21 protein-coding genes and 3 tRNA genes are annotated in these 21568 nt (G+C 59.1%); 10 read left to right on the top strand and 14 right to left on the bottom strand.

The window, feature by feature from the left end; all coding sequences use genetic code 11:
* Nucleotides 1-182: 182 nt before the first annotated feature.
* The 7 genes from VLA07_RS18895 to VLA07_RS18865 all read right to left on the bottom strand — a co-directional run bounded on the left by VLA07_RS18895 (nucleotide 183) and on the right by VLA07_RS18865 (nucleotide 8657).
* The gene (locus tag VLA07_RS18895; RefSeq protein WP_333990449.1) at nucleotides 183-1598 is read right to left on the bottom strand and encodes a sigma-54 interaction domain-containing protein; all 1416 of its coding nucleotides are present in this window, start codon (nucleotides 1596-1598) and stop codon (nucleotides 183-185) included.
* 140 nt (nucleotides 1599-1738) lie between these two features.
* Nucleotides 1739-3313, bottom strand: coding sequence for an ABC transporter ATP-binding protein (locus VLA07_RS18890; protein WP_135295905.1), 1575 nt, complete (start codon nucleotides 3311-3313; stop codon nucleotides 1739-1741).
* A 9-nt stretch (nucleotides 3314-3322) separates the two neighbouring features.
* Nucleotides 3323-4345 carry an ABC transporter permease gene (locus tag VLA07_RS18885; RefSeq protein ID WP_098964175.1) on the bottom strand — a complete coding sequence of 341 codons (1023 nt, stop codon included), beginning with the start codon at nucleotides 4343-4345 and terminating at the stop codon, nucleotides 3323-3325.
* On the bottom strand, nucleotides 4345-5406 hold the full coding sequence (locus VLA07_RS18880; protein WP_027612667.1) for a microcin C ABC transporter permease YejB: 1062 nt from the start codon (nucleotides 5404-5406) through the stop codon (nucleotides 4345-4347). Before VLA07_RS18880 ends, VLA07_RS18885 begins: the two co-directional genes overlap by 1 nt.
* Nucleotides 5406-7274 carry an extracellular solute-binding protein gene (locus VLA07_RS18875; RefSeq protein ID WP_247269744.1) on the bottom strand — a complete coding sequence of 623 codons (1869 nt, stop codon included), beginning with the start codon at nucleotides 7272-7274 and terminating at the stop codon, nucleotides 5406-5408. Before VLA07_RS18875 ends, VLA07_RS18880 begins: the two co-directional genes overlap by 1 nt.
* Nucleotides 7275-7409: 135 nt before the next feature.
* Nucleotides 7410-7691 carry a peptidylprolyl isomerase gene (locus VLA07_RS18870; RefSeq protein WP_016774509.1) on the bottom strand — a complete coding sequence of 94 codons (282 nt, stop codon included), beginning with the start codon at nucleotides 7689-7691 and terminating at the stop codon, nucleotides 7410-7412.
* Nucleotides 7692-7787: 96 nt separating this feature from the next.
* A complete protein-coding gene (locus tag VLA07_RS18865; RefSeq protein ID WP_027612669.1) occupies nucleotides 7788-8657 on the bottom strand; it encodes an esterase/lipase family protein in 870 nt (289 codons plus the stop codon).
* 337 nt (nucleotides 8658-8994) lie between these two features.
* On the opposite strand from VLA07_RS18865, the gene VLA07_RS18860 reads away from it, so the two are divergent.
* Nucleotides 8995-10173 carry a hypothetical protein gene (locus tag VLA07_RS18860; protein WP_333990433.1) on the top strand — a complete coding sequence of 393 codons (1179 nt, stop codon included), beginning with the start codon at nucleotides 8995-8997 and terminating at the stop codon, nucleotides 10171-10173.
* 73 nt (nucleotides 10174-10246) lie between these two features.
* Here VLA07_RS18860 and VLA07_RS18855 read toward each other — a convergent pair whose 3' ends face one another.
* Nucleotides 10247-11311 (bottom strand): 3-deoxy-7-phosphoheptulonate synthase, encoded by a 1065-nt coding sequence (locus tag VLA07_RS18855; protein WP_333990432.1) that lies wholly within the window; start codon nucleotides 11309-11311, stop codon nucleotides 10247-10249.
* 615 nt (nucleotides 11312-11926) lie between these two features.
* Here VLA07_RS18855 and VLA07_RS18850 point away from each other — a divergent pair.
* From VLA07_RS18850 to VLA07_RS18810, 9 genes are all read left to right on the top strand, one after another.
* Nucleotides 11927-12688: a carbon-nitrogen hydrolase family protein gene (locus VLA07_RS18850; protein WP_333990431.1), complete on the top strand. Its 762-nt coding sequence runs from the start codon at nucleotides 11927-11929 to the stop codon at nucleotides 12686-12688.
* Nucleotides 12685-13128, top strand: a complete 444-nt coding sequence (locus tag VLA07_RS18845) for a GNAT family N-acetyltransferase (protein ID WP_333990429.1) — start codon at nucleotides 12685-12687, stop codon at nucleotides 13126-13128. The genes VLA07_RS18850 and VLA07_RS18845 overlap by 4 nt, the downstream gene beginning before the upstream one ends.
* A 127-nt stretch (nucleotides 13129-13255) precedes the next feature.
* A complete protein-coding gene (gacA, locus tag VLA07_RS18840; protein ID WP_024012761.1) occupies nucleotides 13256-13897 on the top strand; it encodes a response regulator transcription factor GacA in 642 nt (213 codons plus the stop codon).
* A 2-nt stretch (nucleotides 13898-13899) separates the two neighbouring features.
* A complete protein-coding gene (gene uvrC / locus VLA07_RS18835) occupies nucleotides 13900-15723 on the top strand; it encodes an excinuclease ABC subunit UvrC (protein WP_027612674.1) in 1824 nt (607 codons plus the stop codon).
* Between the two features lie 32 nt (nucleotides 15724-15755).
* Nucleotides 15756-16316 (top strand): CDP-diacylglycerol--glycerol-3-phosphate 3-phosphatidyltransferase, encoded by a 561-nt coding sequence (pgsA, locus tag VLA07_RS18830; protein WP_003225417.1) that lies wholly within the window; start codon nucleotides 15756-15758, stop codon nucleotides 16314-16316.
* 60 nt (nucleotides 16317-16376) lie between these two features.
* Nucleotides 16377-16452: transfer RNA gene (locus VLA07_RS18825), tRNA-Gly, on the top strand.
* A 46-nt stretch (nucleotides 16453-16498) separates the two neighbouring features.
* A tRNA-Cys gene (locus VLA07_RS18820) sits at nucleotides 16499-16572 on the top strand.
* Between the two features lie 194 nt (nucleotides 16573-16766).
* A tRNA-Leu gene (locus VLA07_RS18815) sits at nucleotides 16767-16853 on the top strand.
* Nucleotides 16854-17184: 331 nt separating this feature from the next.
* Nucleotides 17185-17625 (top strand): hypothetical protein, encoded by a 441-nt coding sequence (locus VLA07_RS18810; RefSeq protein ID WP_183780075.1) that lies wholly within the window; start codon nucleotides 17185-17187, stop codon nucleotides 17623-17625.
* 153 nt (nucleotides 17626-17778) lie between these two features.
* On the opposite strand, the gene VLA07_RS18805 is transcribed toward VLA07_RS18810, so the two are convergent.
* The 6 genes from VLA07_RS18805 to VLA07_RS18780 form a co-directional block, all read right to left on the bottom strand.
* Nucleotides 17779-17940, bottom strand: coding sequence for a hypothetical protein (locus tag VLA07_RS18805; RefSeq protein ID WP_178085212.1), 162 nt, complete (start codon nucleotides 17938-17940; stop codon nucleotides 17779-17781).
* A gap of 201 nt (nucleotides 17941-18141) precedes the next feature.
* A complete protein-coding gene (gene msrA / locus VLA07_RS18800) occupies nucleotides 18142-18648 on the bottom strand; it encodes a peptide-methionine (S)-S-oxide reductase MsrA (RefSeq protein ID WP_139053880.1) in 507 nt (168 codons plus the stop codon).
* A gap of 207 nt (nucleotides 18649-18855) precedes the next feature.
* Nucleotides 18856-19140, bottom strand: a complete 285-nt coding sequence (locus VLA07_RS18795; RefSeq protein ID WP_027612677.1) for a hypothetical protein — start codon at nucleotides 19138-19140, stop codon at nucleotides 18856-18858.
* 107 nt (nucleotides 19141-19247) lie between these two features.
* Nucleotides 19248-19478 (bottom strand): hypothetical protein, encoded by a 231-nt coding sequence (locus tag VLA07_RS18790; RefSeq protein ID WP_007964939.1) that lies wholly within the window; start codon nucleotides 19476-19478, stop codon nucleotides 19248-19250.
* Between the two features lie 122 nt (nucleotides 19479-19600).
* Nucleotides 19601-19831: a hypothetical protein gene (locus VLA07_RS18785; protein WP_007964938.1), complete on the bottom strand. Its 231-nt coding sequence runs from the start codon at nucleotides 19829-19831 to the stop codon at nucleotides 19601-19603.
* A gap of 70 nt (nucleotides 19832-19901) precedes the next feature.
* Nucleotides 19902-21527 (bottom strand): ATP-binding cassette domain-containing protein, encoded by a 1626-nt coding sequence (locus VLA07_RS18780; RefSeq protein ID WP_333990407.1) that lies wholly within the window; start codon nucleotides 21525-21527, stop codon nucleotides 19902-19904.
* Nucleotides 21528-21568: the final 41 nt, after the last annotated feature.

The raw sequence follows: 21568 nt of genomic DNA, 5'->3' as shown, positions 1-21568 counted from the left end.
AGGGTTTTATTGTTTTAAGCGTGTTGAGAGTTGAAGGGTTGTCTCCTTCTGGAGATTTTTGTTGACAGGGCTGACGCCTTCGCGAGCAAGCCCGCTCCCACATTTGGAAAGCGTATCCCCTGTGGGAGCGGGCTTGCTCGCGAAGCTTTTGCTGTTGTCTTTTATTGGGGACTCGGGTCTCTTTATTGAGACTCGGTGATGCCCAAGGCCAGCATCTTCTTGTACAGCGTCGAGCGTCCCAGTCCCAGTCGAGCCGCCGCCTCCGGCACTTTGCCCGCACATTGCGCGAGGGCGGACTGGATCAACTGCCGGTCAAACCGCTGCCGTGCCTCGGCGAAAGTCTCATCCGCCAACGGCTCTCGCGTCGACACCGACGGGCGCTCAACCGGGGTAAAGGTGCCGATGGCCGCGCGAATATCCTCTTCGGTGAGGATCAGGTCATCGCTGAGCAGCGCCGCGCGCTCCAGCACGTTGCGCAATTCGCGGATGTTGCCCGGCCACGCATGTTGCCCGAGCAGATCCAGCGCTGCGCGACTCAGCTCATGCTGACTGCGCAGTTCTTCAAGAATCGCCTCGCTGAGTGCCGGCAGATCGTCGAGACGTTCGCGCAGCGGCGGAACCTGGATCGGCAGCACGTTGAGCCGGTAATACAGGTCGGCGCGGAACTCACCGCGTTTGATCGCGGCTTGCAGATCGGTCGAAGTCGCCGCGATCACTCGCACATCGCTCTGGATCACGTCGTTGGAGCCAACCGGTTCGAACTCCTTTTCCTGCAGCACCCGCAGCAGTTTGCTCTGCAGCGGCAACGGCATGTCGCCGATCTCATCGAGAAACAGCGTACCGCCCTGAGCGATCTGCAATTTGCCGGTACGACCCTTGCGGTCAGCGCCGGTAAACGCGCCAGGCGCGGTGCCGAAAAACTCGGCTTCCAGCAGCGCTTCGGGAATCGCCGCACTGTTGATGCTAACGAAGGCTTTGTGCGCCCGGGGCGAAGCGCTGTGAATCGCCTGAGCCAGCAACTCCTTGCCGGTGCCGGTTTCGCCGAGCAGCAACACGGGTGAATCGGTGCTCGCACTGCGGCGGGCGCGGCGTTTGACCTCGAGGCTGGCGCTGCTGGTACCGATGAAATGGGCAAAGTTGTATTTGGTCTGCCGCGCCCGCAGCAGCGAGCGGGTCGAGGCGAGTTCTTCCTGCATGTTCAGGTAGCGCTTGAGCATCGGCGACAGGCTGCGTAATTCATCGAACAGGGCAAAACCGATGGCGCCGATCACCGCCCCGGCATCGTCGTGGATCGGCAGACGCATCACCACCAGCGGCTCTTTCGGTGTGTCCTGCATGTCCAGCAGGATCGGCCGGCCGGTGCGCACCACTTCACGCAGCAGGCTGCCGGGAATCACGCTTTCGCAGGGTTGGCCGATGGCTTTTTTCGCTGACTCAAGACCGAAACGCCGGGCATAGCGTTCGTTCATCCAGACGATGTTCGCGTCACGATCGACAATCACCGTGCCTTCGCTGGACTGCTCGATGATCTCGAACAGCGAGCGGATCGCCAGCGTGCGCACGCGTTGGTAGTCCTTGAGGCTTTCGGTGGTGTTCATCTGGCAGATCCTGGATGTGTTTCGGCTGTGGCGACGCCATCGCGAGCAGGCTCACTCCTACATTTGAAAGGCGTTCCACTGTAGGAGTGAGCCTGCTCGCGATAGATGCGACTCGGTATCAAGGCAAGCGCCGATTATGCCTACCCCGGATGCGCCGCCGCCAACAGCTCTTTGGTGTAAGGATGCTGCGGTGAGTCGAATACATCATGGCTGGCACCGCGCTCAACCACTTTGCCGTCCTTGATCACGATCATGTCATGCGCCAGCGCCCGCACCACCGCCAGGTCGTGGCTGATGAACAGGTAGGTCAAACCGTGTTTTTCCTGAAGGTCGCGGAGCAGGGCGACCACTTGTTTCTGCACGGTACGATCAAGGGCCGAGGTCGGCTCGTCGAGCAGGATCAGCGCCGGTTTCAGCACCAGCGCCCGGGCGATGGCGATGCGCTGGCGCTGACCGCCGGAAAACTCGTGCGGGTAGCGATGACGGCTTTCCGGATCGAGACCGACCTCCTTGAGCACGCGGATCACCTGTGCATCGCACTCATCGGCGCTGGACTGACAATGCACCTCCAGCCCTTCACTGATGATTTGCGCCACCGACATCCGTGGACTGAGGCTGCCGAACGGATCCTGAAACACCACCTGCATCTGCCGACGCCATGGTCGCAATTGCTTCTGATCGAGGCCGTCGAGGGCGGTGCCCTGAAAACGGATACTGCCCTCGGAATCGAGCAACCGCAGAATCGCCTGACCCAGGGTCGACTTGCCCGAACCGGACTCACCGACAATGCCCAGGGTTTTGCCGCGCTGGATATTCAGGCTGATGCCGTCCACCGCCCGCAAATATTGTTTGCGTTGGAACAGCCCGCCGCCGACGACGAACTCGACCCGCAGATCATCCACCTCCAGCACGTTCTCGCGTTCATCGCGGGGCAGGGCTTCGCCTTCCGGCTCGGCGTTGAGCAGCACGCAGCTGTAAGGGTGTTTCGGTTCGGTAAACAGGGTTTCGCACGGGGCTTGCTCGACGATTTCGCCAGCCTTCATCACACACACCCGTTGCGCAATGCTGCGCACCAGATTGAGGTCGTGACTGATCAGCAGCAGCGACATGCCCAGGCGTTGTTGCAGGGATTTGAGTAGCAGCAGGATCTTGCGTTGCACTGTCACATCAAGCGCCGTGGTCGGCTCGTCAGCGATCAGCAGTTCCGGCTCGCAAGCCAGCGCCATGGCGATCATTACTCGTTGCCGCTGGCCGCCGGACAGTTGATGCGGATAGGCCTTGAGGCGCTCTTTGGGCTTTTGAATGCCCACCAGTTCCAGCAGTTCAAGGATGCGCTGCTGCGCCGCTTTACCGCCCAGACCGCGATGCACCAGCAGCGTTTCGCCGATCTGCTTTTCGATGGTGTGCAGCGGATTGAGCGAGGTCATCGGCTCCTGGAAGATCATTGCGATCCGGTTGCCGCGTAGCTCACGCAAGACCTTTGGATCGGCACCGAGCAGTTCCTGACCGCGATAGCGAATGCTGCCGCTGGTTTGCGCATCGCCTTCGGGGAGCAACTGCAGAATCGAATGCGCAGTCACCGATTTGCCCGAGCCTGACTCGCCGACCAGCGCCAGGCACTCGCCGGGCCGGATGTCCAGGCACAGGTCGCGCACCGCCGGCTGGCCATGGAAGGCGACGTTCAGGTCACGGATTTCGATCAGGTTATCAGTCATGGTCACACTTCAGGATCGAGGGTCGAACGCGTCACGTAACGCTTCGCCGATGAACACCAGTAAAGAAAGAATCAGCGCCAAGGTGAAGAATGCCGTCAGCCCGAGCCACGGCGCTTGCAGGTTCTGCTTGCCCTGACCAATCAGTTCGCCCAGCGAAGCGCTGCCGGCGGGCATGCCGAAACCGAGGAAGTCGAGGGCGGTAAGGGTGGAAATTGCGCCGGTCAGAATGAACGGCAAGTAACTCAGCGTCGCGTTCATCGCATTGGGCAGGATGTGCCGGAAAATCACCTTGCGGTCGCTCAGGCCCAACGCGCGCGCCGCTTTGACGTATTCCAGATTACGCCCGCGCAGGAACTCGGCGCGCACCACATCCACCAGTGCCAGCCATGAAAACAGCGCCATGATTCCCAGCAGCCACCAGAAATTCGGCTCGACAAAGCCGGACAAAATGATCAGCAGGTACAGCACCGGCAATCCGCTCCAGACCTCCAGCAAACGCTGCCCGAGCAGATCGACCCAACCGCCGTAATAGCCTTGCAGGGCGCCGGCAGCAATGCCGATCAGCGCGCTGACGGCGGTCAGCATCAGGGCAAACAGGATCGATACCCGTGCACCGAAAATCACCCGCGCCAACACATCACGCGCCTGATCGTCGGTGCCGAGCCAGTTGACCTTCGAGGGCGGGCTCGGTGCTGGCTGATTGAGGTCGTAGTTGGGCGTGTCGTCGCTGAACGGGATCGGCGGGAACAGCAGCCAGCCACCGTCCTTGCGGATCAGGTTCTGCACATAGTCACTGCGATAATCGGCCTGGAACGGCAATTGCCCGCCAAACTCCTGTTCGGTGTAGCGCTTGAAGACCGGGAAGTAGAGCTGGTTCTGGTAGCTCACCACCAGTGGTTTGTCATTGGCGATCAGTTCACCGCCCAGCGTAACCACAAACAGTCCGATAAACAGCCACAACGACCACCAGCCACGGCGGTTTTTCTTGAATCGGGCAAAACGGCGACGGCCCAGAGGCGAGAGCTTGAACATCAGGCGTTCCTCGCGGCGAAGTCGATACGTGGGTCGACCAGGGTGTAGCACAAGTCGCCGATCAGTTTTATCAGGAGGCCGAACAGGGTGAAGATGAACAGCGAGCCGAACACCACCGGATAATCGCGAGAAACCGCCGCTTCGTAACTCATGCGGCCGAGGCCGTCGAGAGAGAAGATCACTTCGATCAACAGCGAACCGGCAAAGAACACACTGATGAACGCCTGCGGAATCCCCGAGACCACCAGCAGCATCGCATTGCGGAACACATGGCCGTAAAGCACGCGGCGCTCGCTCAAGCCTTTGGCGCGGGCGGTGACTACGTACTGGCGGGTGATTTCATTGAGGAACGAGTTCTTGGTGAGAATCGTCAGCGTGGCGAAGCCGCCAATCACCAGCGCCGTCACCGGCAACACCAGGTGCCAGAAGTAATCGGCAATCTTGCCCAGGGTCGACAGCGATTCGAAGTTGTCCGAGACCAGACCACGCACTGGAAACCAGTTCAATGACGTGCCACCGGCAAACACCACGATCAGAAACATTGCGAACAGAAACGCCGGCATCGCGTAGCCGATGATGATCGCGGTGCTGCTCCAGATGTCGAAATGGCTGCCGTGATGCACCGCTTTGCGGATGCCCAGCGGGATCGACACCAGATAGGTGATCAGCGTCGCCCACAAGCCGAGAGAAATGGTCACCGGCATTTTTTCCAGAATCAGATCGGTGACCGTCGCACCGCGGAAAAAGCTTTTGCCGAAGTCCAGCTGCGCGTAGTTCTTGAGCATCAGCCACAGCCGCTCATGCGCCGGTTTGTCAAAACCGTACTGCTTTTCGATGTCCTTGATCAGTTGCGGATCGAGGCCACGGCTGGCACGCGAAGTGTTGCTCATGGTTTCGCTGGAACTGCCGCCGACACTCGCACCGCCGATCCCTTGCAGATGGGCGATGGCCTGTTCGACCGGGCCACCGGGTGCGGCCTGAATGATCACGAAATTGACCAGCAGGATGATCACCAGCGTCGGAATGATCAGCAGCAGGCGCCGCAGAATGTATGCCCACATCAGTGCGGTCCTCCGGGTCTGCCACGCCCGATTTTTTCGGCGGTCATCTGTTGGTTGGTCAACGGCGTGCTGCTGATTTCCCACCAGCTCTCGATGGCTTCGTCATTGCTGGCCTGGATCGCCGGCATGCCGAAGCGGTTCCACCAGACGGTGGAGGTGCCCGGCGGGTAATAGTTGGGAATCCAGTAGTAGTTCCATTGCAGCACCCGGTCCAGAGCGTGGGCGTAGTGCAGCATGTCGCTTTGGGTCGACGCGCGGATCAGGCCGTTGATCAGGGTGTCGACCGCCGGATTTTTCAGCACCATGTAGTTGTTGGCGCCGGGGTCGTTGGCCGATATCGAGCCGAAGTAGTTGAGCAGCTCGCCACCCGGAGACGTGCTGACCGGGTAGCCGGTGACGATCATGTCGTAGTCGCGGCTCATCAGGCGATTGACGTATTGCGAGGAGTCGATGCGGCGGATATTCAGCTCTATGCCGATCTGTTTCAGCGTGCGCTTGTAAGGCAGAAGCAGGCGATCCATACCGTTCTGGCTGACCAGAAAGGTGAAACTCAACGGTTCGCCTTCGGCGTTGACCAGTTGGTCGCCCTCGGGTTTCCAGCCAGCCTGTTCGAGCAGTTCCAGGGCTTGCAGTTGCTTGTCGCGGATCAGCCCGCTGCCATCGGTTTTCGGCGCCTCGAAGACCTGGCTGAATACTTCGTCGGGAACCTGCCCGCGCAACGGCTCAAGGATTTTCAGTTCGGCGGCGTCCGGCAGCTCGCGGGCTGCCAGTGCGGTATTGGAGAAATAGCTCTGCTGGCGGATGTACATGTTGCGCATCATCTGCCGGTTGCTCCACTCGAAATCCCAGAGCATCGCCAGCGCCTGGCGCACCCGACGATCCTGGAACATCGGTTTCTGCAGGTTGAACACGAACCCCTGCGCCGATTGCGGGGCCTCGGTGGCCAGGTGGGCTTTCTGCAAGCGGCCGTCACTCAGCGCAGGGCTGTCGTAACCGATCGAATAGCCGGTGGCGGAAAACTCGCGGTTGTAGTCATAGGCACCGCCGCGCAATACCTGGCGGGCGACATCGGTGTCGCCGAAATATTCGATGCTGAAGTGATCGAAGTTATACAGGCCGCGACTGACCGGCAGGTCCTTGCCCCACCAGTCGGGGTTGCGTTCAAAGGTGATGCTGCGCCCGGAGTCGACCTTGCCGACCCGATACGGGCCGCTGCCCAGTGGTGGTTCATAGCCACCGCCACCGGCGAAGTCGCGGGTTTTCCACCAGTGCTCGGGAAACACCGGCAGGGTGGCAATGTCCAGCGGCAGGGTGCGGTTCTCGTTGCTCTTGAAATCGAAGCGCACGGTCAGCGGCGCTTCCACTTCCACGCCTTTGACGTCGGCGAACTGCGTGCGATAGCGCAGGCTGCCCTGGGTCATCAACAGGTCATAGGTGTAGCGCACGTCCTCGGCAGTGATCGGCTTGCCGTCGGCGAAACGCGCCTTGGGATCGATGAAGAAGCGCAGCGACAGACCATCCTCCGAGCGCTCCATCTTTTGCGCCACCAGGCCATAGACCGTGTAGGGCTCGTCCATCGAACGCTGGGCCAGCGGCGAATAGAGCATGCCGTCGATCTGGGTGACGCCGATGCCTTTATCTATATAAGGCAGGATGTGATCGAAATGCCCGATCTCTATCGCCGAGCGGCGCATGGTGCCGCCCTTGGGCGCCCGCGGATTGGTGTAGTCGAAATGGCTGAAACCGGCCGGGTATTTGGCAGGTTCGCCATAGACGGTCAACGCATGTTGCGGGGTGGCGTTCACACCGGCGGCGCCCAATAGCAGGGCCACGGCAGTGAACAGTAAAGTCGGGAAAGCCAGTCGCATTGTCAGCCTTAAAGCCGGGTGATCGATAAGCGCAATTTGTACGCGAGCGGCGCGTCAGTCGCCAGCCGTATCCTGTAACCAAAACACAACGGCCCACCAAAAGGCGGGCCGTTGGGACAGCAGTCAGGCGACGGATCAGTCCTGGCGGCTGGTGACTTCGAGCAGGTGATAACCGAACTGGGTCTTCACCGGGCCTTGCACGACGTTGATTGGCGCGCTGAAGACCACGGTGTCGAATTCCTTGACCATCTGGCCAGGACCGAATGAACCCAGATCGCCGCCCTGACGGCTGGACGGGCAGCTGGAGTTGGCCTTGGCGACCTCGGCGAAATCAGCACCGGCTTCGATCTGGGCCTTGAGTTCGTTGCACTTGTCTTCGCTGGAAACCAGGATGTGGCGGGCAGTGGCTTTAGCCATGGGGAAATTCTCCAATCTATTTCAGTAAAGTGTGGAGCCTACCGGATTCAGTAAGCGATTTCTCTGCAAAGTTCCACTCGGTACATTGACGTACATCTACAGTTGCGCGGCTTTCAGGCGCATCGCGTGTTCGACATAGAGGTCGACGGGATCCGCGCCGGGTATTCGCAACCCGCCCGGATGGCGCAAGCTGCCAAGGTGATTGAGGGGATAGTCGGAGCGGATGACCCGGCCCAAGTGAGAACTGTAACGGCCCACGAAACCATCGTTCTGTCCGGCCTCCGTGACGAAATGGCTGGATAATGCGTGGCAGACGGAATGCACTGGATCCAGAGCCTGCAACAAATTGTCCTGCAGCGTGCCGCTCCAGGAGTAGTAGTGGACGTCATTGACCCGTTCCGCCCCCTGGCCGCCCCACGTCGAAGGCAGGCCTTGAGGGTATTTTTTGTTGAATTGCCCGACGTCCGCAGTCGTCAGGGCATTGAGTGCGGCTACGGCGGCCTGCGGCAGACCCGGTTGACCGCTGAGTAGCGAGAGGAATCGCGCAAACTGTGTCGCAGCGTGCTCCGCCACCTGCTCCGGCAGGCCTCCCGGAACCAGCGCCAGGCGTAAGGCGTCAGCCAGTTCCGAGCCGTGATTGGGGCCGCTGACCGATGTCACCGAGGCGACTTTCTCCGGCGCGAGCGCAGCGGCATAACGGCATGCCAGCGCGCCCTGGCTATGTCCGATCAGGTTGACTTTACCGGCGCCGGTGCCTCGCAGAACGCGTTCGATCTGGAACATCAATTGCTGGCCGCGAACTTCGTTGTCATGGGTTGCGGACAGCTGCGGCACAAACACTTGCCCGCCTGCCTCCCTCAGCGCTTGCTTGACATCATGAAAAAGCTCGAAATGGCCGATACGGTCAAACCCGAACAGGCCATGGACCAAAAGGATGGGGTAGCGGGTTGTCGCATTCCGTTGCATGTTCCTGCCTCTTTTGCAGATGCTTGTCAGTGGTTGGTGCGTGCCACTGTAAAACAGGCCTGCGGGTCGGCGATGTCTGAAAAATCCTCTGTACTGAAAGGAAATTGGACTAAAAGCGGTACGAATTTTCGCTTCTGCTTGAGAGGGTAGTCGGAACATTTGGCAATCTTTTGCCCGGTATCGCTGGATTCTGCTTCGTAAGCCTACGTCATGCGGTGTATTTACCCTGCCGACGGAAGGCGTTGTGCTGACTTCCGCCGGTCGCTGGATGGTGTTCAATGGATTTCGTTCGACGCGGCCTTCACGGCGGCGTTTTATCCAAGGAATGGAGCTACGAATGTCTATATACGAAGCCACCGGCGATTCTTCTGTGGTACCAGCGTCAAATATGTCCCCTGTACCGGATGAATCCGGTGAACACGGTCTTCTGAGTTTGAAGGTGGACGGCGACCACTTCGAATTCTGCTATCGGCACGCGTCTGCGGCGGCAGACTCTCCAGACTCGTGGTTGCCTGCACCGATGCTTGAGGTTATGGAGGGTGGAATGCTTGATCCTTCACTGGACCATGCATTCGTCAGGGTGGCGCCTTACCCGAACATGTTGTGCGGCGACAAACTTGTGCTGAGCTGGCAAGGACTGGATGACGAAGGATTGCCCTATATTCACGAAACCACTCGTGCGGTCAGTGAAAGTCAGGTGGGTCAGGAACTCGTCTTTGTCATAAAGGGTTTGCACATCGCAGCGCTGGAGCGCGGCTCGCTGGAGGTTTACTGGACGCTGTACAGCGTTGCGCTGCAGAAGCCCGTGTCATCCAGTCGTTTGCAGCTGAATGTGGGTGATCCGGAACCCGATCTGCTGGCTCCGATCCTTGAAGAAACGGTGGGCGGGACGCTCGATCCGGCCCGTGTTCCGCAGGGCACTAGCGTTATCGTGCGACCTTACGCCCGCATGGCTGTCGGGGACCGGGTCATCCTGTCGTGGCAAGGTGTCGAAGGACTGCCGGTGATCAGTGATGTGTTGCTCGTGGAGCCGTTTGCTGTCGGCGAAGCGCTGTCTTTCTGGATACCCGCAGATCGCATCGCCCCTCATCGTATGCAGGAGGTGAGCGTCAGCTACCGGGTGGAGTCAGGGTCGGCGCAGGTGAGGAACTCTGCAACCTCGCGAATTCTGATCGCGCCATTGATGCGAGGCGAGCTCGCAGCTCCGCAGGTACTGGAAGCGCAAGATGGCGAACTGGAGGCAGTAGATGCCGAGGATGGCATTACCGTGGTGATCGGCAATGCCCAGGCCGAGGAGGGGGAGCTGGTTTACTTGAAATGCGATGGTGAGTATTTCAGTCACCGCGATGATCGGGACATCACCCGGGAAACTGCAGGCGAGCCCTTGGTATTCATCGTGCCTTATCGTTTCTGGCGAGAGCATCGGGAAACTGTGGTGCAGGTGTCGTATTCAGTGGAGCGGCTGGATGATGTCAGCCAGGCTTCCGAGATAACACGCATCCGGGTGCGGGCATAACCCGGTGGTGAAGTCTGAGCGATGATTCGGCCTTTGCGGGATTTTGATAAGCCCGCAAAGGCTGCTCGGATCATCAGGCTCGAAGACGTTCGGCAGCGCTCGACAGCAACTGTTCCGTCGCACTGAACCCAAGGCAACCATCGGTAACCGACACCCCGTAACGCAGTGTGGGGCTAAAGGGCTGGCAGCCTTCGAACAGGTGGGATTCAATCATCATGCCGATCAAGGAACGATCGCCCAGCAGGCGTTGTTCGAGAACCGCGTTGAACACGTCGGGCTGGCGCAATGGGTCCTTGCCGCTGTTGGCGTGGCTGCAGTCGACCATGATCCGGCTCGGAATTTTCAGTCGGCTCAGGTCGGCATGTACCCGGGCGACGCTTTCGCGATCATAGTTAGGACCGTGATGACCGCCGCGCAGCACTATATGAGTGTCGGGGTTGCCCGGGGTCTGGATGATCGCCGGGTGTCCTTGGCTGTCGACGCCGAAGTGTCGGTGCGGATGCGCTGCTGAGCGCATGGCGTCGACGGCTACACCTACGCCACCGTCGGTGCCGTTCTTGAAACCAACGGGCATGTTCAGGCCGCTGGCCATTTCCCGGTGAATCTGCGATTCGGTGGTGCGTGCACCGATAGCAACCCAACTGAGCAGGTCGTCGAAGTAGCCGGCCGCCATTGGTTGCAGCAACTCAGTAGCGATGGGCAGGCCCAGGCGGATCATCTCAAGCATCAATTCACGCGACAGGGTCAGGCCGCCAGCCATGTCGTCGCTGCCATCCAGGTGCGGGTCGTAAGCCAGACCTTTCCAGCCGACGGTGGTGCGTGGTTTTTCGATGTAGGCGCGCATCACCAACAGCATCTCGTCTCTGACTTCATGGGCCAGGCGGGAAAGTTTTTCGGCGTATTCGAGTGCGGAGCGCGGGTCATGAATCGAGCAAGGGCCGACGACGACCAGCAGGCGATGGTCTTCGCCATTGAGGATCGCGCGGACCGCCTGGCGGTGGGCTGCGACTTGCTGGGCGAGGGCATTGCTCAGGGGCAATTGCTGTTTGAGCTGCAATGCGCTGGGCAGACGCAGGGTCAGTGCTTCGTTGGCAGAATCAAGGGTGGTCAGTGGCAGAGCAGAAACAGACGAGTTCATATTCGGGATTCCTGGGCTGGCGGCGGGTGCTTCCCGCTCACTCGGCCCTACTGGGGTGTTCGACAATTGGCCGTATTGGCTGCGTGTGTGTGCTTGCCACCTGTGGGTGACCGATCGGAGGCGGCAGGCTGTCCCGAGCGGAGGCTGCTAAATCGCCAGGCGGTAAAAGTGTCGTAACGGTAATAAGTGGCGTAGTTCATGTCGTGATTCCTCAAAGTTCTGGTGTGTTGCTGAAAAATTTGGGGCCTGAAAAAACAAAACCCCCGGTCGGGAGGCCGACCGGGGGTTGAGAATTCTCTGGTAGGCGACCCGTTTTTATGGGCGCCGGTGGGTATCAGGCGCGCCAGTGGCTAAACCAATACCCAAAATAAAAGCTGACAGGAGCGCAAACGTCATTCGCCCGGGCAGCCGCAACCGAGCGCAGGGCGCTGGCGGAACGAAGCTGTGAGAGGGCGTTGAACATGGTTTGTCTCCGATGAATGCGCCGAGCTTACTAGAGGCCCGTACGGCTGAGCAATCAGAAATTGCTATCGCCATTGCGGAGGTTACCTATCGCTTGAGTGCTGCAGGCGTTGTGACACACTGGTTGCTTTGTACAAACACCAAGGATGATTCATGTCGATGTTCACGGTCGCTGCAGCCCAGTCGCTCTCCATTGCCGGTGATCTGGCGGCGAACCTCGCCCGTCATTTGCGCTTCATGGCCGTGGCGGCGGAGCAGGGCGTCGAGCTGCTGGTGTTCCCGGAGCTGTCGCTGACAGGCTACGAAGGCCAGATGGCCGCAGACCTGGCAATCGATCCGCAGGATGCTGTGCTGCAACCCTTGCGCGATTGCGCTCGCGAGCTGGGCCTCACCGCTGTCGTCGGTATGCCGATTCGCGATAGGGACAGTTCGAAGATATTGATCGGCGCGCTGACATTAGGAGGGGATGGTTCTCTTGAGGTTTACAGCAAACAACATCTGCACAGTGGCGAAGAGCTTTTCTATGCCCCAGGTGCTGGTGGTTCGTCCTTGAGCATAGGCGGCGATACCGTAGCGCTGGCGGTCTGCGCTGATTTTTCCAATGCCAGTCACGCGGCAGCGGCCGCCGATCTTGGTGCCGACCTGTACGCAGCAGGCGTGCTGATCGGGGAAAAAGGCTACGGCGTGGATAGCGCGCTGCTGCAGGGCTATGCCCAAAACCACTCAATGGCGGTGCTGATGGCCAATCACGCCGGGCTCACGGGTGGATGGCAATCGGCGGGTCGCAGCGCGTTCTGGTCTGAAAGCGGGACGCTGGTGGTGGCGGCGCGAGGGCCGGGTGAAGTGTTGGTTATTGTCCGGCGTGATGCCGGCGCATGGCAGGGGCGGGTAGTACCCGTGGCGGTAGACCTGTGACCTGGGCATTACGTCGTGCCGAGTCGGCAGATCGGGCGTTCGCCCGAGAGCTGACGTGCCAGAACATGCTGCGCTATTACATTGACCACGATCTGCTGTGGCAGGACGAAGCGTTCGACGTTGCCTGGGATGGGCGGGACAACTGGCTGATCCTTCTTGGTGAAGTTCCTGTGGGATTTTTCAGTCTCAGTCATGATCGCCGGGCCTTGTACATCCGCGAGCTGCAAATAGCCGAGGTCTCTCGCAGGCAAGGTGCAGGATCCTGGGCGATTGATCAGGTTGTCGCTTTGGCTCGCGGCGAAAAACTGTCAGCACTGCGTTTGACAGTATTCAAAAATAATCCGGCGCAAAGTCTGTATAAGAGAAAAGGCTTCAAGGTGTGCGGTGAGGACGAGTGTTTCCTGAGGATGGAGCTCGATTTCGGTACACTTGTGCTCTGAAACCCACGGCCGGCAAGCCTTCGATGATGAATTGAAACTTTTTAAATGATGCTTGCCGCTAGGTCTGTCTGGCACTTTTTGCTAAGGTGTCCGGCATCCCAATAAGACCATATCGCGAGGTGTCTGCTTGATTAGGGTGCTAGTGGTCGACGACCATGATCTCGTTCGTACAGGCATTACACGTATGCTGGCTGATATCGATGGCTTGCAGGTGGTTGGACAGGCCGAGTCCGGGGAAGAATCCCTGATCAAGGCCCGTGAGTTGAAACCCGATGTGGTCCTGATGGACGTAAAGATGCCCGGTATTGGTGGCCTCGAGGCCACGCGCAAGCTGTTGCGCAGCCACCCGGACATCAAGGTCGTCGCGGTGACCGTGTGCGAGGAAGATCCATTTCCTACGCGCCTGTTACAGGCTGGTGCCGCCGGCTACCTGACCAAGGGCGCTGGTTTGCCGGAAATGGTTCAGGCGATCCGTCTGGTGTTTGCCGGGCAGCGATACATCAGCCCGCAGATTGCCCAGCAACTGGCGATCAAATCGTTCCAGCCAACCAACGATTCACCCTTCGACGCCTTGTCCGAGCGGGAAATCCAGATCGCGTTGATGATTGTCGGCTGCCAGAAGGTGCAGATCATTTCCGACAAACTCTGCCTGTCGCCGAAAACGGTGAACACATATCGCTACCGGATTTTCGAAAAGCTGTCGATCAGCAGTGACGTCGAGCTGACGTTGCTGGCTGTGCGCCACGGCATGGTGGATGCCAGCGCCTGATCATGACTGAAGTATTCGATTCCGGCGCCTTCCTGGCGACTGTCAGTGGGCGCCCCGGCGTCTATCGCATGTTCGACAGCGATGCGCGCCTGCTGTATGTCGGCAAGGCCAAGAACCTCAAGAAGCGCCTTGCCAGCTATTTTCGCAAGACCGGGCTGGCGCCAAAAACCGCTGCGCTGGTCGGGCGTATCGCGCAGGTCGAAACGACCATTACCGCCAACGAAACCGAGGCGTTGCTGCTTGAGCAGACGCTGATCAAAGAGTGGCGGCCGCCGTACAACATTCTGCTGCGCGACGATAAGTCCTATCCCTATGTCTTTCTGTCTGACGGCCAATTCCCACGTCTGAGCATCCACCGTGGCGCGAAGAAGGCCAAGGGCAAGTATTTCGGCCCGTACCCGAGCGCCGGGGCCATTCGCGAAAGCCTCAGCCTCTTGCAAAAGACCTTTTTCGTCCGTCAGTGCGAAGACAGCTATTACAAAAATCGCACGCGCCCGTGTCTTCAATATCAGATCAAGCGTTGCAAGGCGCCTTGTGTCGGTCTGGTCGAACCTGAGGTCTACGCCGAGGATGTACGCCATTCGGTGATGTTTCTCGAGGGGCGCAGTCATGCCCTGACCAATGAGCTGTCCACGGCAATGGAAGAGGCGGCAATCAATCTCGAATTCGAGCGCGCCGCCGAGTTGCGTGACCAGATTGCCTTGCTGCGCCGGGTTCAGGATCAGCAGAGCATGGAAGGCGGCACGGGCGATATCGATGTCATCGCCGCTTTCGTCAATCCAGGCGGCGCTTGCGTTCACTTGATCAGTGTGCGCGGCGGTCGGGTGTTGGGCAGCAAGAACTTCTTTCCGCAGGTGGGTATCGAGGAGGAGGTCGCTGAAGTCATGGCGGCGTTCCTCGGTCAGTACTACATCAGCAGTCCGGAGCGCGACCTGCCAGGCGAACTGATCGTCAACGTGGTTCCCGAAGACGCCACGGCTCTGATCGACGCCATCCACGAGCTGCGCGGTCGGGAGCTGAGCATCAGCCACCGGGTACGCGGCACGCGGGCTCGATGGCAGCAGTTGGCGGTCACCAATGCCGAGCAAGCGCTGGGCGCACGCCTGGCCAATCGTCAACACACGGCTGCGCGTTTCGATGCGCTGGCTGAAGTGCTGAACCTGGATGAGCCGCCGCAGCGTCTTGAGTGCTATGACATCAGTCACTCCAGCGGTGAGGCCACCGTCGCTTCCTGTGTCGTGTTCGGCCCGGAAGGCGCGATCAAATCCGACTATCGTCGTTACAACATTGAAGGCGTCACGGCGGGTGATGACTATGCAGCCATGCACCAGGCGTTGACCCGGCGCTTCAGCAAACTGAAGGACGGGGAGGGCAAGCTGCCGGACATTCTGTTGGTGGACGGCGGCAAAGGTCAGTTGTCGATGGCCCGCGACGTACTCAACGAGCTGGCGGTGCCGGATCTCATTCTTCTGGGTGTGGCCAAGGGTGCAACACGCAAGGCAGGCTTCGAAACTTTGTATCTCAATGATGCCGCGCATGAGTTCACGCTGCGTGGCGATTCCCCGGCGTTGCACCTGATCCAGCAGATTCGTGACGAGGCGCATCGCTTCGCAATCACCGGCCACCGTGCGCGGCGCGGCAAGACCCGCCGCACCTCGACGCTGGAAGGCGTTGCAGGTGTCGGACCGACCCGACGTCGGGACTTGTTGAAACATTTTGGTGGATTGCAGGAGCTGTCTCGTGCAAGCATCGAAGAGATCGCCAAAGCACCGGGGATCAGTAAAAAGCTCGCAGAGTCGATTTATGCAAACCTGCATAGCGAGTAGAATGCCAACTCACCTCGTAGCCAGTTGTGCCGATGAATATCCCTAATCTGATTACCGTTCTCCGCGTCCTGCTCATCCCGATCTTCATTTTGCTGTTTTACCTGCCTTACCAGTGGAGCTATATGGCCTCCGCTTCGGTATTCGCCTTTGCGGCGGCAACTGATTGGCTGGATGGCTATCTGGCCCGCCGCCTTGAACAAAGCACGCCGTTCGGCGCGTTTCTCGATCCGGTTGCCGACAAGCTGATGGTGGCAGTCGCTTTGGTACTGCTGGTTCAGGAACACGGCAATTTGTGGCTGACACTTCCCGCAGCCGTCATCATCGGCCGCGAGATTGTCGTATCGGCCTTGCGTGAATGGATGGCCGAACTCGGTGCCCGCGCTCATGTAGCAGTGTCCAATCTCGGCAAGTGGAAAACCGCGGCGCAGATGCTGGCGCTGGTGATCCTGCTGGCCAATCCCCGCGACTTCAGCTTCTGGGTACTGCTGGGTTACGCCTTGCTGATGATCTCGGCGGGCCTGACGTTGTGGTCGATGGTTCAATACCTGCGCGCCGCCTGGCCGCATCTGAAAACCGACGTTGAAAAGAAATAAAACTTTTTTGAATCAAAGGGTTGACGGGGCATCTGAAATCTATAGAATGCGCCACACCAAGCGGGAATAGCTCAGTTGGTAGAGCACGACCTTGCCAAGGTCGGGGTCGCGAGTTCGAGTCTCGTTTCCCGCTCCAAGTTTGTACGCGGTTGTTGTTGTGCTACTAAACAGCGATCGTTTGAGGCCGAGTAGCAAAATGGTTATGCAGCGGATTGCAAATCCGCCTACGCCGGTTCGATTCCGACCTCGGCCTCCACTATAAACAAGCTCCGTAGATCCATGATTTACGGAGCTTTTTTATTTTCAGTGCGCTGCAAGATTTAGTCTTGAAATCAGCTACTGTGAACTTGCTTCACCGGGACGTGATGTATATATTTCCCGCTCTGCTTCAAAGGCTCAACAAAGACAGATTCTCTGGTCGACTGATTTGAGCACTACAACAGCGCTACCGCCCGAATGGCGAAACTGGTAGACGCATGGGACTTAAAATCCCCCGCTCGTAAGGGCGTGCCGGTTCGATTCCGGCTTCGGGCACCATCTTAAATCAAGGGTTTGCGGGCGAAAGCTGAGACAAACCCTTGTTTGTTTCCGGATTGCCATTTTTAACTGGCTCCTCATCAATTCCTTGCGTTTCTGCGCGCAGAGACCGTTGGTCACTTCTCGATGCAACCAATCCTGCAAGCGTCTACGTTTGTGGCTTGGTCGAAGATATCAAAAGTCATTGAGTGAACATTTTAGCTTGACCCGGTGGCGTTGATATCAGGATGGATCTTGATCAAGGCGCGGTACATCGCTCAGGCGATGGGCATTCAGACGGCCTGTCTGTTACGCCAGCCCCGCCATTTTTGACGTGTTAAGGAGAACACCGATGGCAATCAATCAAGTGCACGCAGCAACCGATAAAACCGCTCTCGTCGAAGCCGAGGTATACCGTTGGTACAATCTCTTCTTTCCGTGGTCGCGCGGTATGTCTTCCCGGTCGGAGGGCGCCATCAAGCCTCTGTACGATGCGTTGGCGAATGACTTCCGTGTGGTACTCACCGATGGAGAGATCATGTGTCGGGCGGACTATTGGGAGCGACTTTGGGGCTTGTATGGCAAGCGTGCTGGAAGCCCTGAATCACACATCACCAACCTCTCGATCACAGCGCTTCCCGGGGACTGTTTCCTGGCCGTCTTCGACCTTGTCAAAGACGGCATTACCAAGAAGAAAGTCGATTCGGCGCTGATGCGCGTCGACCAGGCCTCGCCATCCGGAATTTCATGGGTTTATGTCCATGAAAGCGAGCACGAGAGGAGCCTGGCGTAAGTCACTTGAGCTCCACTCTCGCGGCTAAAAAGCCCGGATGTTTTTAACCTTGACGAAAAATCAGGCCCAGCCCCGCGCTGGGCTTTTTGTACCTGCTGTTCGGCCAGAAAACAAAAAGCCCAGGCATACCCCGGGCCAGTCGAGGGAACACATTCAGCGCGAATCAGCCTCTTTTGCAGCCTGGGCGTTTGATCGTTCCTTGCGCCTGCGCAGCCAGCTGAAGAATGCATGTACCGGGTGTAAAAACGCAGCCAGTACGCACAGTAGCATGATGGTGAAAATGGCAATCAGCGGGAGGCTTTCGTGCGAGAACATGGTGGGGTACTCCTGTAGGCACTATGTTGGAACCTGCAGGCTAGACGCATTGAGCCATGCTTGCGATGAACGTATGTTCATCCTCGGGCGCTGGAACTGTGCTACGGAGGGCTCACCAAAATGATCAATTCCAGAGGTGCGCGAGCGCCGGCCTTCAGTAAAGGCCAGCGCTGTGCGTGGAGTGATTACGCAGGTGTGTTATTAGCTGCGCTTGGGCAACTTCCAGTTCGGACGGATGAAGTGGCAGGTGTAGCCATTCGGTATCCGCTCCAGGTAGTCCTGGTGCTCAGGTTCCGCTTCCCAGAACGGCCCCGCCGGTTCGATTTCGGTGACTACTCGGCCCGGCCAGAGACCGGAAGCGTCAACGTCGGCGGCGGTATCCTCGGCGATGTCGCGTTGCTCTTCGCTGAGATAATAAATCGCCGAACGATAGCTGGGGCCGAGATCGTTGCCTTGACGGTTGGGCGTACTCGGATCGTGGATCTGGAAGAAGAACTCGAGGATCTGCCGGTAGCTGATCACCGCCGGGTCGAAGATGATTTCGATGGCTTCAGCGTGGTTGCCGTGGTTGCGGTAGGTGGCGTTCGGTACATCGCCGCCGCTGTAGCCGACTCGCGTCTGCAACACGCCGGGATAACGCCGCAGCAGGTCCTGCATGCCCCAGAAGCAGCCCCCGGCGAGAATCGCGGTTTCGGTTTGTCCGGTCATGATTTTTTGCCTCTCGGTGACTGTGGATACGGTTCTGGTTATGAGGGCGCGTTGGCTATTTGCAAGCTTGACTCAGGGCTACGGGCTGCTCGAACCGGAGTTTTCAACAAAAAGCCCTGACGATAAGGCCAGGGCATTGATGGGTTCGAGCGGTGAATTCGTGGCAATTCACGTCGAGTGATGGACTAAAAAAACGACATCAATCGGTTATACGAACGCTTGCCCGAAAAAGCCCCTTGGCAGGCGCTGCGGCCCGGCCAGCGCGGTCAGGCGTTCGATCCACTCCGAACGCCAGTTCGACGCACCATGATCAGCCTTGGTGTGGCGCGCTGCGCGGCGTGCGGCATTGCGCTGGGTCTTGCGTGCTTCTTTGTAGGCGTCTGTGTTGCGGCAGCTGCGGCATTTGACGCGATTGAGTTCCAGGCTTGAGGCAAGGTTGTCGCCCTTGTGACCACAAGCCAGATGTCCGTCTGTTTTGAAATGGATAACCATGAACCGTCTCCTGGGTGACGTGTACAGGTTTTGACCGCCCACACCTCGGGGCGTTCGGTACATCGGCCAGACGGTACGCCGGTTAGCTGTCGTTTATCGCGGTGCAGTCATCTGAAACGTGGCAGTGGCCGTTCGACCGGTTGTAGCGACGACAGGGTGCTGCGGATCAGCGGTGTGTCTTTTTCGATATCGTTCAGTCGGTCGCGGATGCGCAGCGCAGTCGGATGGCCGCCTTGATGGTCGACCCAGTCGGCGATTTCCTTGCAGGCCGCGGCAAGTCGCGCCTGACGAGAGTCGAGCAAGGTGAGGAGGGTGGTGATGGACTCTTTTTCGGACATGGAACACCTCCGTTCAGACAAACCGTTGAGAGGCAGCAAAAAGCCCGCGGGCTGCGAGCTCTCTGCCGTTGGGGCGCTGGTCCGTCAGCTGCTTTGAGTATAGACCCCGCCTGTCAATTGCATCAGCCGGCCGATTGTCGCGCCGGCAGCGGCGAGCTGGCCGCATTGAGCCGTCGGCATTCGCGTCGGGCATCTTCCTCAAGATCGTAGCCGTCGCCGATGAAGCCGCCGGTGCGGGTGTCGTTGATCCGAAACCAACTGCTGGCCTCAGCGGGTTCATGTTGGCTTTCCCCGGCGCGGCGGCCGTGAATGATGATCTTGTTGCAGCGCTTCACGACAAATATGTCTTCCATGGCGTCACCACAGCAAATAGGTGTCAGATCAACTATAGAAGCCTTGGCCAATCGTGCAAAAAATAGCCAGTCAGTTCGTCGGTTGCAGCCGCCACTCTGTGGCATGCCAATCCAGGTGGTGCGTCGGTTTCAACGCCTGTAGAAACTCAGTGTCGTGGGAAACCGCAACAATTGCGCCGGGAAACGTCTGCAATGCCTGCTCGAAAGCCTGAACCGATGCCAGATCCAGATGATTGCTCGGCTCATCGAGCAGCAACAATTGCGCAGGTGTCTTGCCCCACAAGGCCACCGCCAGCGCGGCTTTCAAACGTTCTCCACCGCTCAGTGAAGCGCTCGCTCGAGTGACCCGTTGCGCGTCCAGTTGCAGATGCGCCAGATGGCTGCGCAATTCGCTCTCACTCAACGGACTCTGCAGCGCGAGCAGTTGCTCGATGACGCTGAGACGGTCATCCAGCAGCTTCAGATGCTGGTCCAGATAAGCCGCAGGAACATGGGTGATGCATTCGCCGCTGGCGGGATGCAGTTGACCCGCGAGCAACCTGAGCAACGTCGATTTGCCGCAGCCATTCGGACCATTGACGGCGACGCGCACGGGCCCGCTCAGCGTGACATTGAGCGGTTGCGCCGGCAACCATGGCACGCACGCATCAATCAGCGTACAGACTCTGCGCGCAGCAGGCACTGCGCTGCCGGGGAGGTTCATCAGCACCGCATCATCCGGGAGCACTTTGGCATAGGCATCGCGCACCCGTGCATCAAGCTCCGATTTGCGCTGCTGATGACCATGACGCACCTGGCCCATGATCTGCCTCGCCGCACCTTTCAGGCCGGCGCGTTCGAAGCCCGAGACGTTGGCGGTTTTCGCATTGCGCAGTGAGCGGGCGGCATGCCGCTGGATGGTGTCGTGCTCGTTTTGCAAGCGCTGTTGCTCGCGCCGGCGCTCGGTTCGGCTTTGATCCAGCGTCGCTTGCGCCGCCGCCTGCTGGATTTGTCGTTGCTGCTGGTAAGCGGAAAAATTGCCGCCGTACACCGTGACACCCAGCGGCGTCAGCTCGACGATACGCTGCATGCGCTCAAGCAATTGCCGGTCGTGACTGACGACGATCAATCCGCCGCGCCAGCGTTCCAGTTCGCTCATCAACCAGTCGCGGCCGGGGCCGTCGAGATGATTGGTCGGCTCATCCAGCACCAACAGGCGCGCCGGATTCAGAAGCGCCCCGATCAACGCCAGCCGCGCTTGCTGGCCGCCGCTCAGCGGTTGGGTCAGATCGGTGGGAGCAATGTCCGGCAGACCGGCGTCATTCAGCGATTGGCGCAGACGTTCGGGCAGATCCCAGCGCTCGCCGAGGATGTCAAAATCTTCTGCTGCCGCCTCGCCAGACTGCAGCCGTTGCAATGCGCGAAGGGCGGCGGCGGTGCCGGTGGCATCGGCCACGGTCAGCGCCGCATTGGCGGTGAATGTTTGCGCCACATAGGCCAATGGCACCGAGCAGGTGACGCTGCCGGCAGTTGGTTGCAAGTGCCCGGCGATCAGCTTGGCCAGCACGCTTTTACCGACGCCGTTGCGCCCGACGATGGCTGTGTGGGTGTGATCGAATTGCAGATTCAGGTCGTTGAAAATCGTCTCGCCATTAGCGAACTGAAAACTGGTTTGATTCAGGGAGACGAGGGCAGGCGTACGCGAGACGTGAGTCATCGGCACCTCCGAAAAATGTCGTGAAGACTGACAGGCGCCAT

The sequence above is a fragment of the Pseudomonas sp. S3(2024) genome, assembly GCF_036861315.1.
GTDB lineage: Bacteria > Pseudomonadota > Gammaproteobacteria > Pseudomonadales > Pseudomonadaceae > Aquipseudomonas > Aquipseudomonas putida_A.
The sequence above is the reverse complement of the archived record's forward strand: the minus strand, read 5'-3'. Positions and strand labels throughout refer to the sequence as shown.